Raw genomic sequence first — 13,753 nt, forward strand, 5'->3', positions numbered from 1 at the left:
GTGCGCGGACGGTTCTCGCGTAGCGTGGACCTCGTGAGTCCCGCAGCACCTCCCACCGCGGCCGGGGACGGCGAGCAGGCCGTCGAACCGCTGCCGATCCGCATGCTCCACGACCGGGTCCTGGTCGACCCCGAGGTCGACTCGGCCGAGCGGCAGTCCTCGGCCGGGCTCGTCATCCCGGCCACCGCCAGCGGTCCGAAGCGGCTGGCGTGGGCGAAGGTCGTGGCCAAGGGCGAGCACGTGCGCCAGGTCGAGGTCGGCGACCGGGTCCTCTACGACCCCGAGGAGCGCGCCGAGGTCGACCTGGGTGGCACCGACTACGTGCTGCTGCGCGAGCGCGACGTGCACGCCGTCGCCGAGCGGTCCGACGACGGCGGGGCGACGGGTCTGTACCTGTGACCTGCGCCGCTGTCGCGGAGGTCACACACCGCGCGGCGAGATCCGGTTGTCACCCCGCGCCGCGGTGCTGGTAGAGTTCCATACCGCTACGCGCCATTAGCTCAATTGGCAGAGCAGCTGACTCTTAATCAGCGGGTTTGGGGTTCGAGTCCCTGATGGCGCACCACGCACGCGGAGCTCACGACGTGGTCTCCGCGCGCACAGCGGCCGGCATCGAGCACTCGACGCCGTCGTGTAGCGCCATTAGCTCAATTGGCAGAGCAGCTGACTCTTAATCAGCGGGTTTGGGGTTCGAGTCCCTGATGGCGCACCACCCGAAGGCCCCCGTCGCTCCGGCGACGGGGGCCTTCGTGCTCTGTCCTAGCGGCCGTCCGTGCCGTCGGTTCCGTCGCCGCGGTCGCCCTCGCCGTCCGGGCCGGGGTCCACGCTGAGCAGGTCGCCGGGCTGGCACCCGAGCGCGTCGCAGACCGCCGTGAGCGTCGAGAAGCGGATCGCCCGGGCCCGGTTGTTCTTGAGCACCGAGAGGTTCGCCACGGTGACGCCCGCGGACTCGGCGAGCTGGGCGAGGGTCAGCCCGCGACGTTCGAGGAGCCGGTCGAGGTGGGCCACCACGCGGTGCGGGGGGCCGTCCGTGGCGTCGTCGCGTGGTATCACACCAGTCCTCGCAGCTCGTCCCGCATGGCGGCCCCGTGCCGCAGCAGCACCGCCACCCCCCAGAGGGTCGCGGCCACCGCGAACGCCGTCACGGGCACGACGACCTCGCCCGCCGGGACGGTCGCCCCCGGTGCCGTGAGGGAGCCGGCGGCGACGGCGTCGCGCACGAGCACGAGATGGCCGGCCGTCGCGACGGCCGCGGCGAGCAGGCCCCCGCCCAGCACGACCGTGCCGACCCGCCTCAGGTGCCGCGCGTTGTCGGGGTGGAAGGCGTCGCCGGTCTCGGTCGTCCGGACGACACGGCGCAGCAGCAGCCCGCAGGCGACCGCGGTGAGGCACCACGCCACGGCGGGGGCGAACACCCACAGGCGCTCGCCGGCCGTGGGCTCGACGATCGTCAGCGTCGAGGTCGTGGTCCCGCCCAGCAGGTGGCGGCCGTCGTCGCTCGCGGTGGTCGCCGCCTGCCCGGTGACGGGGACGAGGATGTTGTCCGCGACGAGCGCACCGGTCCCGGCGAGCAGGGCGGCCACGGCGGCCAGCACGGTCAGCACGGTGACGGCGCGTGAGGCCGTCCGTCGTGGTGTGGAGGCGTCGTCGGTCCGCCGACGGCGCCATATCGACAATCGATACGCTAGGGTCATGGCATCACGATAATCGATATGCCAGTGAGGTGCCCGATGTCGACCGTCCCTTCCCGCACCAGCGCCCGGACCCGGGCCGGAACCGTCACCCTCTTCCTGGTCGGCTGCCTGCTGTGGTTCGTGGGCGCGCCGATCGTCGTCGGCGTCCTCACCGACCTCGGACCGGTCATGCTGGTCGGCCTCGCCGCCGTCCAGCTCGCGGGGGCGGCGGGGACGGCCGCGTGGTGGCTGCGACGCCGCGGGGCCGGGCCCGCCGCCGTCGGGATCGGGGCCGGTCGGTGGCGGCGCGACACGCTGCTGGCCCTGGCGACGGTCCCGCCCCGGCTGGCGCTCGAGCTGGGCGTCCTCGTCCCGCTGGCCGGGGGAGTGGCGAACGAGGGCGTCCAGGAGGTCCTGCGCCTGACGTCGGGTGGCTGGTCGGCGGTCGTGGGCGCGCTGGTCCTGGGCGTGGTGGGTGGCGGGCTGGCCGAGGAGCTGTGGTTCCGCGGCGTCCTCGTCGGCGCCGTCCCGCAGGTGTTCGCCGATCGTCGTCGGGCCCGGGCCGTGGCCGTCGTGGTCTCGGTCGTGCTCTTCGCCGTGCTGCACCTGCCGGCGACCGTGCCCGACCTGGTCTCGATCCTCGTCGCCGGGGCGACCTACACGGCGCTGTTCGTCGGCACGGGGCGTCTCACCGCGCCGGTGGTAGCGCACTCGTGCTGGAACGCCACCGTGATCGTGGCGCTGGTCGTCCAGCACGGGTGACCCGGACCGCCGTGACCGCATTGTCGGGTCAGCGTCCAAGGTCCCGGTCGCACAGGGTCGTCCTGCACTGTCCGGACAGGGATGTCCGGCGTGACGATCGAAGGACATCTCAGGGATCCGGTGCCGCCCCGGACCAGCGTGGCCCCTCGGTGGTCGAGATCCCGCGCACGGGAGCGAGGCGAACGATCATGATGACGAGGTCGACGCGACGTGGCGTCGGAGCTGTCGCGGGAGCGGTCCTGCTGACGACGATGAGCATCACCGGCGTCCAGGCGGCGCCCGGGGGCGGCGGCCCGCCCCATCCCCCGGGCGACGAGGGCGAGCTGGGGGCCAACAACCTGTCCGTCCCGACCGTCTTCGTGCCCGGCGCGGCGGGGTCGCCGTTCGGGGGGACCTGCACGGACGGCGACGACTCGGTCGACCCGGCCGGGACGAAGGGCGTCGACACCGACGGTGACGGGATCCCCGACGAGCACCTGGACTACTGGGTCCAGGGGATCGCCACCTGGCAGGCCGACTGCGCCGAGGCCGCGGCCGACACGCTGACCGTCGGTGCCGAGTGGGGGGACAACCTGCAGAACGCCCCCCTGAAGGCCGGGACCCCGATCCGGGTGGAGATCGGCCTGTTCGCCGACCCGACCGCGTTCCCGATGCCGGGGTACACGGTGGTGAAGCTGGACCCGACGCTGCTGGACCGCGAGTCCCACTACGGGACGCTCGGTGTCGAGGAGTCCCCGTACCCGGAGGTCCGGGCCTGGGACGGCGGCGCCACCCTCGACATCCGCACCACCGACGGCTCGGTCGTGGTGGCGGACGAGATCGCCTACGGCGCCGAGGTCAACTCCACCGGCCGGGTCGTCTACGGGTACAACTGGCAGAAGCCCGTCGGCGGTGAGTACCTGATCACCGTGACGACGCCGGCCGTCGGGCTCGGGGCGACCGATGCCGGCACGCTCAGCGACAGCGACGGCGACGGCGTCGACGACACGGTCACCCTCGTGGTGAACGTCGGGAACAAGGGCGGCGGCAACGGTGGCGGCAACGGCGGCCGTCCGGCCGACCGTCCCCGAGGTGGCAACGGCGGCCAGGGCGGCGGCAACGCCCTCGGCCGGGGCTGATCCGGCCGGGCCGCGTGGGTCGGGTGCCGCCACGGGTGGCACCCGACCCGGCCGGCTGGCGGAGAGGAGTGGGACATGTCCAGGATGGTGAGCAGGGTGTCGCGGACCCTGCTGGCGGTGCTCCTCGTCGGAGCCTCCGCCCAGGTGGCCGCGGCGGCGGAGGGGGAGTCCACCCCCGGGGTCACCATGACGGCGGTCAACCCGGCGTCCGCGCTGCGCGACGGCGGGCTGCGGATCGCCCTGACGGCGCACAGCGGGACGGACGGTGACGGCGTGACGTCGTGCCGGCCGCAGGACGCGACCATCGACTGCTGGGGCTCGCTGGTCCTGCAGACGCCCGGGTCCGACGGGCTGCGCCTGGCGGACCTCGAGGTCCACCGCGTCATGGTCGGCGGTGAAGGCGGCGGTCACGGCCCCGGCGGCGGTCACGGCGGGGGCCATGACGGCCATGACGGCCACCTGGCCTTCCCGGACGCGGCCGTGGACGGCGCCGGGCAGCAGGCCGTCGTCAGCGGGCAGGCCGTGCTGCGCGACCCGGGGAGCACCGGGCTGCCCCGCGGAAGCGCGGTGCAGGTCAGGATCCACCTGACGGACGTCTCGCAGGTCGCGGGGCACGACCTGGTCGACGTGCAGGTCAACGAGCTCGTGCACGGACCTGTGAAGCCCGTGCTGTACGAGTCCGGGCCGCAGCCGGTCCAGCAGGTGGGGATCCACCCGCAGGGCTGACCCGTCGAGGAGCCGCGGCCCGGCCGGGAGCGCACCCCGGCCGGGCCGCCCGCGCCGCCGGCGACCCGTTGGCGTCCACGGCCTGACGGTGCACGATGGGGTGATGATCTCCACGGAGCTCGCCACCCGGTTGCGCGACGCGGGACTCCTCTGGAAGCCCGCCGACGGCGACCGCTTCCACATCGACGCGCCCGACCTCCTCGAGGACGTCTTCACGGTCTCGACGCTCGTGGTGGAGGCGCACCACTTCGACACCGGCACGATCCTGGGGTTCAACGGCACCACCGAGTGGGCGCTGGACTCCGTCGACCTCGACGACACGCTGTGGCTGCCGCGCGAGGACCAGCTCCGCGAGCTGCTCGGCAGGACCTTCCGGGCCCTGCGGTACGACGGAGAGGTATTCGCCGTCGAGGTCGAGCTGCTCGGCGAGCAGCGCGTCTTCGAGGCCCGCGACGCGTCCGACGCCTACGGGGAGGCGCTGCTGGCGCTCATCGGGCTGTCCTCGGTGTGACCCGCGCCGGCGGCGGGCACGACTACCCTGGTCCGGTGCCGAACCCATCGCAGGAGAACCCCGGGACCCCGCAGGACACCCCGGGAGACGACACCGTCGACACCCGTCACCACCGCCGTCCGCTCAGCTTCGTGCGGCGCACCGCGCGTCTGACCCCGGGGCAGCAGAAGGCGTGGGACACGCGCCGTCACCGCTACCTGGTGGACGTCCCGCACGAGCACCGGGACCTCTCGGTGCACCCCGACTGGCAGTTCGACCCGGTCGCGGAGTTCGGCCGCACGGCCCCGCTCGTGCTCGAGATCGGGACGGGCCTCGGCGAGTGCGTCGTGCACGCCGCGGCGACCCACCCCGAGCGTGACCACCTGGCGGTCGAGGTCTACCGGCCGGGCGTCGCGCAGACCATCGTGCGGGCCGGGCACGCCGGTGCCGACCCGGCGGTGGCCGGCGGGGACCCCGGGCACGAGCTCGACAACCTGCGGATCATGCAGGTCGACGCCGCCGAGCTGCTCGGTCACGGGCTGCCGGAGGGCAGCCTGGACGAGCTGTGGGTGTTCTTCCCGGACCCGTGGCCCAAGAAGCGGCACCACAAGCGCCGCCTCGTGACCCCGGCCTTCGCCGAGCTGGCGGCCCGCGCGATCCGGCCCGGCGGCCGATGGCGGCTGGCGACCGACTGGGCCGAGTACGGCGAGGTCATGCTGGAGGTCGGCGACGCCGCCGACGGCTTCCGCAACGCCCACGGACCGGGCGGCCGGGCGCCGCGCTTCGAGGGCCGGGTCATGACCAGCTTCGAGCGCAAGGGCCTGAACGCCGGCCGTTCGGTGACGGACCTGGAGTACGTCCGGGTCTGACTCAGTCGTCCAGCCCACGGGCCCGCAGGGCCTCGCCGAGGGCGTCGGCCCGGCGCAGGGACCCGACGACCAGCGGGACGGCGAACGCGCGCACGTCCGCCTCCCGGCCCCGCGCCCGCTGGGCGTCCCGGACCCGCGCGGCCAGGTCCGCCAGGACCGGTACCGAACGCAGCGTCAGGGCCAGCACGAGCGCCACCCGCTCGGGGTCGACGCCCCACCGGCGGCCCGGCCGCAGCGCGCTCTCCAGGGTGTCCAGGACGTCCTGCGTCGCCGTGGTGGCCGTCACGAGACCGGCGAGGGCCACCAGGGCGACGAGCCGGGTGCTGAGCACGACGGCCTCGACCGGGCCCAGCAGCCACCACTGCACCGCCAGCAGGCACACGACCACCCAGCGCAGCGGGCGGACGTGAGCCCACAGCACGCGGGGGCCGAGACCGGCGAGCGCGTGCAGCGCGACGACACCGACGACGGCGATCCCCGCCCCGAGCGGACCGCGCACGCCCAGCAGCGCGAGCGAGCACAGGCACAGCGCCACCAGCTTCGGGCCGGCGCCGAGCCGGTGCACGGGCGAGCCGCCGGTCGGGGCCGCGGAGGTGGTCCCGGTCATCGGACCGGGGCCGCCATCAGCGCCCGGTAGGCCGGCACGGCCACCGCCGGGACGTCGTCCACCACGACGCGACCCTCGTCGACCACGAGCACCCGGTCGTAGCCGTCCACGAGGTCCAGGTCGTGGGTGACGAGCACGACCCGCTGCTCCAGGGCCGCCAGCCGGTCCGCGATCAGCCGGGTGTTGCGCAGGTCCAGCAGCGTCGTCGGCTCGTCGGCCACCACCAGGTCGGGGGCGGTCACGAGGACGCTCGACAGCGCGAGCAGCTGCTTCTGCCCGCCCGAGAGCAGGTGCGCCGGGTGGCCGGCGTGGTCCGCCAGCCCGTGCCGTGCCAGCTCGGCCGCCACCCGGTCCCGGACCTGCGCGCGGGACAGCCCCGAGCCGCGCAGCGAGAAGGCGACGTCCTCGGCGACGGTCGGCATGACGATCTGCGCGTCCGGGTCGGTGAAGACGAACCCGACCCGGCGACGGACGGCCCGGCCGTGCCGCCGCACGTCCAGCCCGTCGACCAGCACGCGGCCCGACGTCGGGGTCACCAGTCCGTTGAGCAGCCGGGCCAGGGTCGACTTGCCGGACCCGTTGGCGCCGATCACCGCCACCCGCCGCTCGGTCAGCCGCACCGACACCCCGCGCAGCACGTGCCGGCCCTCGCGCCGCACGTGGACGTCGTCGAGCACGATCTCGCTCATCGCACGACCTCCAGCAGCAGCGCCACGCCGACGCCCCCGGTGCCGGCGGCCGTGGCCACGCCCAGCGCCCCGGCCGGTGCCCCGCCGCGGACCAGGCGGGAGTACAGCCGCACGACGGCGATCGCCCCGCTCGCCCCGAAGGGGTGCCCGGCCCCCAGCGCGCCGCCGTCCGGGTTCCAGCGCGGGTCACCCAGCGGGTCCAGCCCCAGGTCCTCGGCCACGACGAGCGCCTGGACGGCGAAGGCCTCGACCAGCTCGACCGCCGCCAGGTCCGCCGGCCCGACACCGGTGCGCTCGCACACCGTGCGCACCGCCCGCACCGGCGCGAGCAGAGGCATGTCCGGACCGCACGCGACGGTGGCCGCACCGCGGACGCGCAGCCCGGGGGGTCCGTCGGGGACGAGCGCCACGGCGGCGGCCCCGTCGGCGGCCGGGGCCGCCGAGGCCGCCGTCACCGACCCGTCGGGGTCGAAGGCGCCCGGCAGCCGGTCCAGGACCCGGCCGGGCAGCGGTCGGGCGTGCTCGTCGCGGTCCAGGCCGCCGACGCCGGTGACCTCCGGCCCGAACCACCCGGCCTCGTGGGCCGCTCGTACGCGGCTGTGCGAGGCGATGGCGTAGGCGTGCTGGCGCTCGCGGGTGACGCCGCGAGCGCGGGCGAGCCGGTCCGCGGCCTGACCCGCTTCCGGGTCGGCCCACGGGGGCGGGGCGAACGAGGCCCGGCGGTAGTCGAGGCGGCCGTGCGACCGCGCCGGTGCGCGGGTCGTGCTCTCCACCCCACCAGCGAGCACGACGTCCGCGTGACCGGCGTCGACCAGCGCCGCGCCCGTCGCCACGGCCGCCAGCCCGGAGGCGCACTGCCGGTCCACGCTGATCCCGGGCACGGCGAGGCCGAGGCCGGCGAGCGCCGCCCGCCGGGCCACGTTCCCGCCGTGCCCGGCGGCGTTGCCCAGCACCACGTCGTCCACCCGCCCGGCGGACGCGTCCTGCGCCGCGGCGCTGAGCACGGCGGCGGCCAGCCGTGTCTCGTCCGCGTGGGCGTGCCCGGCGGCAGGACGCCCGACCCAGGTGCGGCGTGCCGCGACGACCACGCTCACCGCAGCACCGTGAGGTCGCCGACGCGCGCGGACGGGTCGTGTCCCGCCACGGCCGCGCCCAGCGCGGACCGCGCAACCTTGCCGTTGGAGGTCCGGGGCATCGCGGCGAGCCGGTACCAGCGGCGAGGCCGTTGCGCGGGGGTGAGCGTCGCGCGTGCGACGCGCTCGAGGTGCGCGCGCAGGCCGGACCGCTCGTCGGCCTCGACCACGGCGACGACGACCGCGCCGAACCGGCGGTGCGGCGCCCCGACGACCACGACGTCGCGCACCCCGGGCACCGGGCGCAGCGCCGCCTCCACGTCCTCGGGGACCACGGTGGCGCCGGCGGTGAGGATCGCGCCGTCACCACGGCCGCGCAGCCGCAGCGCGCCGTCGGCGGGCAGCGACGGGGCGCCGGAGGTCGGCAGGTCGGCCAGGTCGCCGACCGTGCACCAGCCGTCCTCCGTGCGCAGCGGCCCGGAGGCGCCGGCGAGGTACCCCGTCGCCGTCCAGGGCGAGCGCACCCAGACCTCGCCCAGGCGGGTGCCCGGCTGCGGACGCACCTGGACCTCCACCTCGGGGAACGGGACGAGCCCGGCTCCGGTGTCGATCGCCACGAAGCTCAGCTCGACCGCGCCGTAGTAGGTGACGACCTCTACCCCGTGGGCGCGGGCCCGCTCGTGCTGGACGGGGTCCGTCCCGGCCCCGCCGACCACGGCGGTGCGCAGCCGGGAGGGCATCCCGGCGTCGAGGGCGTCCAGCACGTCGTCGAGGCGGGACGGCACCAGGTGGGCGACGTCGGCCGCGGCGAGCGCCGCCGTCGTGGCGGGGGCGGAGGGTGCGAGCGTCACGCCGGCACCGGTCGCCAGGGCGTGCACCGCGGCGAAGCAGTGCAGCGAGCTGGTGAGCGGCCCGGTGACCAGCACCGTGTCCTCGGGTCGGGTCCCGGTCAGCCGGGAGACGTGCTCGAACGACGCCGTCCACGACCCGCGGCTGCGCACCACCGCCCGCGGGCGCCCGGTGCTGCCCGAGGAGAACCCGGCCCAGGCGGGGGTCGACAGGTCCGGGGCGGGCCCGGGGGACGGGGGAGGACCGCCGTGGCCGCGGGGGAGCGGGGTGCGCACCTCGGTGGCCGGAGCCAGGGCGCGCAGCACCTCGGACCGTTGGTGCCCGGGCCAGGCGGGGTCGCCGACCAGTCCGACGCCGCCCGCGTGGTCCACGGCCAGCAGCGCGACCAGGGTGTCCAGCGGGTCGGGGAGCGACAGCACCACGAGGTCGCCGGTGACCGTGCCGGTGGCCCGCAGGTGCCCGGCCCCCGCGACGACGTCGGCCGCGAGCTCGGCGTAGGTGCGGCTGCGCTCGCCGCCGCGCACGGCGACCCGGTCGGCGGCGGGGCCGTGCGCGTGGCGCAGGACGTGGTGGGCGACCGGCACTCAGCCCTCCTGCCCCGGCCGGCGCAGCGCCGACGGGTACGCCCGTGCCACGGCGGCGGTGACGGCGGCGCAGGCCAGCGCCTTGAGCACGTCCCCGGGGAGGAAGGCCAGCGACAGCATCGCCGTCTCGGGCAGGGGGACGCCGGTCAGCAGGGCCTGGACGGGGATCCCGACGGCGTAGACGACGCCCACCCCGCCGGCGAGCGCGGCGGCCAGCACCCCGAGGAAGGTCACGCGGCGCTGCCGCTCGACGAGCCAGCCCACGACGAAGGCGCCCGCGACGAACCCGACGAGGTATCCGGCCGAGGGGCCGACGAACACGCCCAGGCCGCCGCGGCCCCCCGCGAGCAGCGGCAGTCCGGCCGCCACGAGGGCGAGCAGCGTCAGCACGGCCAGTGCACCACGCCGCGCGCCCAGGATCGCCCCGGCGAGCATGACCCCCAGCGTCTGCAGGGTGATCGGGACGGCGTTGCCGAACAGCGCGATCGACCCCGGCAGGCCGAGGACGGCGATGAGGGCGGCGAAGGTCGCGATCCGCGCGGCGTCGGCGGTGGTGGTGGTCCGGGTCGTGGTCCCGGCGACGGTGTCGGTCAACGGTGCTCCTTCGTCGTGCGCGGTGCGGGGGCGATCCCACTCTGCTGTCCCCGCCGCGTGCGGGGCGCCGGTCCGGTCGGCCAGCCCGGCCCCACCATCGTGCACGAATCCCACAAGCGGTTGTCGGGTTCGGCCAACCTCGCGGTCCCCGGGTGGTGGGACACCGCAGCACGACTCACGCTGCGGAACCCGCCGCGACGCGACACGATGCACCGATGGAGCAGACCTACGACGTCATCGTCATCGGGGCCGGCCCCGTCGGGGAGAACGCGGCCGACCGGGCGGCGCGCGGCGGGTTGTCCGTCGCGGTCGTCGAGGCCGAGCTGGTGGGTGGGGAGTGCTCGTACTGGGCATGCATCCCCTCCAAGACGCTGCTGCACCCCGGGGCGGCCCGGCAGGTGGCGCGCGACGCGGCCGGCGTCGCCGACCCCGGCCCGCTGGACGTGTCGGCGGTGCTCGCCCGGCGCGACGAGATGACCGGCGAGGGGGACGACTCCGGCCAGGAGGACTGGCTCGCCTCGGTGGGCATCACGCTGGTGCGGGGCCACGGCCGTCTCGTCGGTGAACGCCTCGTCGAGGTGGTCCCGGCCACCGGTGTCGACGACGACGCCGAGGGGGAGACGCACCGGCTGGCCGCGCGCTGCGCCGTCGTCGTCTCCACGGGGAGCGCGCCGGTGGTCCCGGACGTACCCGGACTCGCCGCCGCCAACCCGTGGACCTCGCGCGAGGCCACCGCGGCCGAGGCCGTGCCCGAGTCCCTGGTGATCCTCGGCGGGGGCGTCGTCGGGGTCGAGATGGCGACCGCCTACGCCGACCTCGGCGCGCGGGTCACCCTGCTCGCCCGTGAGGGGCTGCTCGAGGGCGCCGAACCCTTCGCCGGGGAGATGGTGGCCGACGCGCTGCGTGCCGCCGGGGTGGACGTGCGCCTCGGGGTCGAGGCCCGGCGGGTCGAGCGACCGGCACCCGGAGGGCCCGTCACCGTGACGGTCGCCGGTGACGACGGGCCCGGGCCCGTCACCGGGGCCGAGCTGCTCGTGGCCACCGGCCGGCGTCCCCGCACCGGGGACGTCGGGCTGGACAGCGTCGGGCTGGAGCCGGGCACGCCCCTGACGATCGAGGACTCGACCGCCGTGCAGGGCGTCGCACGCGACGTCGTCGGGCACCCGTGGCTGTTCGCGTGCGGCGACGTGACGGGGCGGGTCGGGACCACCCATCAGGGCAAGTACCAGGCGCGCGTGGCCGGGGACGTGATCGCCGCCCTCTACGGGTCCGGCGGGGACGGCGAGGCGGCAGCCGCGTCGTCGGGCTCCGGGTGGAGCCGGTACGCCGCCCGGGCCGACCACGGGGCGCGCACGCACGTCGTGTTCGCGCACCCCGAGGTCGCCTGGGTCGGTCCGACCGAGGCCGAGGCGACCCGTGCCGGCCTGCCGGTGCGGACGGTCTCCGTCGACCTGGGCGGCGTCGCCGGCGCCGCGGTCACCTCGCCGCACTACGCCGGACGCGTCCAGGTGCTCGTCGACACCGAGCGCGAGGTGATCGTCGGGGCGACCGTCGTCGGTCCGGACGCCGCCGAGATGCTGCACGCCGCCACCATCGCCGTCGTGGCCGAGGTGCCGCTGGGCACGTTGTGGCACGCGGTGCCCGCCTTCCCCACGGTCAGCGAGATGTGGCTGCGCCTGCTGGAGGCCTACGGCCTGTGAGCCAGGGCGGTCCGCCTGCCGGTCGCTCGCGCCCGGTCCCGCGAGGCCCCGATATCCTGGGGCCCGTGACCACCACGACGAAGCGAGTCGGACTCGCCACCTGCTCCGTCCTGCCCGACCTCGACGCGGACGACCGTCCGATCCTCCCCGCGCTCGCCGCACGCGGCGTGACCGCGGAGCCGGTCGTGTGGGACGACCCGGACGTCGACTGGTCGTCCTACGACCTCGTCGTGGTGCGATCCACCTACGACTACTCCCCGCGCCGCGACGAGTTCATCGAGTGGGCCCGGTCGGTGCCGAACCTGGCCAACGCCGCCGACGTCATCGCCTGGAACACCGACAAGACCTACCTGCAGACCCTCGACGAGGCGGGCGTCCCGGTGATCCCCACGATCTGGCTCGACCCCGAGCGCCACCTCGGCAAGCGCGCCATCCACACCCGGATGCCGGCCTTCGGCGACTTCGTCGTCAAGCCGGTCGTGTCGGCGGGCGCGAAGGACACCGGCCGCTACCAGCCGGTGAGCGCCGAGTCGCGGGCCCTGGCGATCGAGCACGCCAAGGCGCTGCTGGACGACGGCCGTGCCGTGATGATCCAGCCCTACGTCACCAGCGTCGACACCGCCGGGGAGACCTGCCTGGTCTTCGTCGACGGCGAGGTGCAGCACGCGGTGCGCAAGAACGCGCTGCTGACCGGCCCGAGCCGGCCCACCGCGGGGCTGTACCGCAAGGAGCAGATGGAGCCGGTCGAGCCCACCGCGGCGCAGGTCGACGTGGCCCGCCGGGCGATCGCCGTGGCGCACGACCGCCTCGGGGTGACGAAGCCGTTCCTCTACGCCCGGGTCGACCTGGTCACGGGCGAGGACGGCACCCCGACCGTCATCGAGCTGGAGCTCACCGAGCCGTCGCTGTGGCTCAAGCACGCCGGTGACGCGGGGACCGCGGAGCGTCTCGCCGACGCGATCGTCGCCCGCCTCGGCTGAGGCCACCCCGGACACGCATCGAGCGTGCTCACTCGGGCCCTTTCCTGAGCGAATGAGGGCCCGAGCGAGCACGCTCGATGTGCGTGCGGGACGGTCAGGCGAGACCGTTCTCGCTGAGCCAGTCGGCGGCGATGTCCTCGCTGGAGCGCTGCTCCTCGGTGGACTGGACGTTGAGGTCGACCAGACCCTCCGGGGTCAGGGCGGCGCTGACCGGGTTGATGACGTCCGCCACCTGGTCGGCCACGTCGGTGCTGACCAGCGGCACGACGTTGGAGGCGAGGAACAGACCCTCGGGGTCCTCCAGCGTCACGAGGTCCTCGGTCTGGATGCGCGGGTCGGCGCTGAAGACGTTCGCGACGTCCACCGTCCCCGCCACCAGGTCCTGCACGGTCGTGTCACCGGTGGCCTCGAACGCGACGTCGACGTCGTAGACCTCCGACAGCCCCTGCGGACCGTACGGGCGCTCCTCGAGCTCGGCCGGACCGCCGAGCGTGAGGTCCTCGAGGCCGGCGAGGTCCCCGATCGAGGTCAGCCCCTCGGCCTCGGCGAACGCGGCCGTCACGTTGTAGGAGTCCTGGTCGGTGGCCGGTGACTGGTCCAGCACGGTCAGCGACTCCGGCAGGGCGTCGGCGAGCTCGGCGTAGACGTCGTCCGCCGAGGTCGCGGTCGTCTCCGGGTCGTAGTACTGCAGCAGGTTGCCGGTGTACTCCGGGAAGACCTGCACCTCGCCGGCCTCGAGCGCCGGCATGTAGGCGTCCCGCTGGCCGATGGAGTAGTTGCGCTCGACGGTGAAGCCGTCGGCCTCCAGGGCCTGGGCGTAGATCTCGGCGATGATCTCGTTCGAGTAGTAGGCCTGCGAGCCGACGACGATCGTGTCGGAGGACGTCTCCTCGCCGCCGTCGCCCGTGTCCTGCTCCAGCGGGTCCGAGTCGCCCCCGCACGCGGTGAGGGTCAGCAGTGCCGCTGCTGCGCCGGCCACGAGTGCGGTGGTGCGTCGGATGGTGCGCATCTGTGTGCCTCTTTCCAGGTGCCAGGTCGG

16 protein-coding genes and 2 tRNA genes are annotated in these 13,753 nt (G+C 75.3%); 10 read left to right on the plus strand and 8 right to left on the minus strand.

Annotated elements, in window-relative coordinates; all coding sequences use genetic code 11:
* Positions 1 to 102: 102 nt before the first annotated feature.
* From Q6349_RS07610 to Q6349_RS07620, 3 genes are all read left to right on the plus strand, one after another.
* Positions 103 to 399: a co-chaperone GroES gene (locus tag Q6349_RS07610; protein ID WP_304603803.1), complete on the plus strand. Its 297-nt coding sequence runs from the start codon at positions 103 to 105 to the stop codon at positions 397 to 399.
* 90 nt (positions 400 to 489) lie between these two features.
* Positions 490 to 565: transfer RNA gene (locus tag Q6349_RS07615), tRNA-Lys, on the plus strand.
* Positions 566 to 636: 71 nt separating this feature from the next.
* Positions 637 to 712, plus strand: a tRNA-Lys gene (locus Q6349_RS07620).
* Between the two features lie 47 nt (positions 713 to 759).
* Here the strand turns inward: Q6349_RS07620 and Q6349_RS07625 are convergent.
* A complete protein-coding gene (locus Q6349_RS07625; protein ID WP_304603804.1) occupies positions 760 to 1,050 on the minus strand; it encodes a helix-turn-helix transcriptional regulator in 291 nt (96 codons plus the stop codon).
* On the minus strand, positions 1,050 to 1,694 hold the full coding sequence (locus Q6349_RS07630) for a DUF2975 domain-containing protein (RefSeq protein ID WP_304603549.1): 645 nt from the start codon (positions 1,692 to 1,694) through the stop codon (positions 1,050 to 1,052). Before Q6349_RS07630 ends, Q6349_RS07625 begins: the two co-directional genes overlap by 1 nt.
* Before the next feature lie 36 nt (positions 1,695 to 1,730).
* On the opposite strand from Q6349_RS07630, the gene Q6349_RS07635 reads away from it, so the two are divergent.
* The 5 genes from Q6349_RS07635 (at position 1,731) to trmB (ending at position 5,638) form a co-directional block, all read left to right on the plus strand.
* Positions 1,731 to 2,435 (plus strand): type II CAAX prenyl endopeptidase Rce1 family protein, encoded by a 705-nt coding sequence (locus tag Q6349_RS07635; RefSeq protein ID WP_304603550.1) that lies wholly within the window; start codon positions 1,731 to 1,733, stop codon positions 2,433 to 2,435.
* Positions 2,436 to 2,626: 191 nt separating this feature from the next.
* Complete coding sequence (locus Q6349_RS07640) at positions 2,627 to 3,553, plus strand: hypothetical protein (RefSeq protein ID WP_304603551.1); 927 nt, start codon at positions 2,627 to 2,629, stop codon at positions 3,551 to 3,553.
* Between the two features lie 75 nt (positions 3,554 to 3,628).
* Positions 3,629 to 4,279 (plus strand): hypothetical protein, encoded by a 651-nt coding sequence (locus Q6349_RS07645; protein ID WP_304603552.1) that lies wholly within the window; start codon positions 3,629 to 3,631, stop codon positions 4,277 to 4,279.
* A 103-nt stretch (positions 4,280 to 4,382) separates the two neighbouring features.
* Positions 4,383 to 4,790: a pilus assembly protein CpaE gene (locus Q6349_RS07650; protein ID WP_171247546.1), complete on the plus strand. Its 408-nt coding sequence runs from the start codon at positions 4,383 to 4,385 to the stop codon at positions 4,788 to 4,790.
* A gap of 35 nt (positions 4,791 to 4,825) precedes the next feature.
* Positions 4,826 to 5,638, plus strand: a complete 813-nt coding sequence (gene trmB, locus Q6349_RS07655; protein WP_304603553.1) for a tRNA (guanosine(46)-N7)-methyltransferase TrmB — start codon at positions 4,826 to 4,828, stop codon at positions 5,636 to 5,638.
* A gap of 1 nt (position 5,639) precedes the next feature.
* On the opposite strand, the gene Q6349_RS07660 is transcribed toward trmB, so the two are convergent.
* Genes Q6349_RS07660 through Q6349_RS07680 form a run of 5 tightly spaced genes read right to left on the minus strand, consistent with a single transcriptional unit; the run spans position 5,640 to position 10,034 of the window.
* Complete coding sequence (locus Q6349_RS07660) at positions 5,640 to 6,245, minus strand: energy-coupling factor transporter transmembrane protein EcfT (protein ID WP_304603554.1); 606 nt, start codon at positions 6,243 to 6,245, stop codon at positions 5,640 to 5,642.
* Positions 6,242 to 6,934, minus strand: coding sequence for an energy-coupling factor ABC transporter ATP-binding protein (locus tag Q6349_RS07665; RefSeq protein ID WP_304603555.1), 693 nt, complete (start codon positions 6,932 to 6,934; stop codon positions 6,242 to 6,244). Before Q6349_RS07665 ends, Q6349_RS07660 begins: the two co-directional genes overlap by 4 nt.
* Complete coding sequence (locus Q6349_RS07670; RefSeq protein ID WP_304603556.1) at positions 6,931 to 8,028, minus strand: thiolase family protein; 1,098 nt, start codon at positions 8,026 to 8,028, stop codon at positions 6,931 to 6,933. Before Q6349_RS07670 ends, Q6349_RS07665 begins: the two co-directional genes overlap by 4 nt.
* Positions 8,025 to 9,440 (minus strand): class I adenylate-forming enzyme family protein, encoded by a 1,416-nt coding sequence (locus tag Q6349_RS07675; RefSeq protein WP_304603557.1) that lies wholly within the window; start codon positions 9,438 to 9,440, stop codon positions 8,025 to 8,027. Before Q6349_RS07675 ends, Q6349_RS07670 begins: the two co-directional genes overlap by 4 nt.
* A complete protein-coding gene (locus Q6349_RS07680) occupies positions 9,441 to 10,034 on the minus strand; it encodes a biotin transporter BioY (protein ID WP_304603558.1) in 594 nt (197 codons plus the stop codon).
* A 215-nt stretch (positions 10,035 to 10,249) separates the two neighbouring features.
* Here Q6349_RS07680 and Q6349_RS07685 point away from each other — a divergent pair, with 215 nt between their 5' ends.
* Together Q6349_RS07685 and Q6349_RS07690 are read left to right on the plus strand one after the other, a co-directional pair.
* Positions 10,250 to 11,734 carry an NAD(P)/FAD-dependent oxidoreductase gene (locus Q6349_RS07685; RefSeq protein ID WP_304603559.1) on the plus strand — a complete coding sequence of 495 codons (1,485 nt, stop codon included), beginning with the start codon at positions 10,250 to 10,252 and terminating at the stop codon, positions 11,732 to 11,734.
* 65 nt (positions 11,735 to 11,799) lie between these two features.
* Positions 11,800 to 12,714, plus strand: coding sequence for a RimK family alpha-L-glutamate ligase (locus tag Q6349_RS07690; RefSeq protein WP_171247555.1), 915 nt, complete (start codon positions 11,800 to 11,802; stop codon positions 12,712 to 12,714).
* Between the two features lie 94 nt (positions 12,715 to 12,808).
* On the opposite strand, the gene Q6349_RS07695 is transcribed toward Q6349_RS07690, so the two are convergent.
* The gene (locus tag Q6349_RS07695; protein WP_304603560.1) at positions 12,809 to 13,723 is read right to left on the minus strand and encodes an ABC transporter substrate-binding protein; all 915 of its coding nucleotides are present in this window, start codon (positions 13,721 to 13,723) and stop codon (positions 12,809 to 12,811) included.
* Positions 13,724 to 13,753: the final 30 nt, after the last annotated feature.

Source organism: Isoptericola sp. 178, from assembly GCF_030586525.1.
In the GTDB taxonomy this organism is placed as follows: Bacteria; Actinomycetota; Actinomycetes; order Actinomycetales; family Cellulomonadaceae; genus Isoptericola; species Isoptericola sediminis.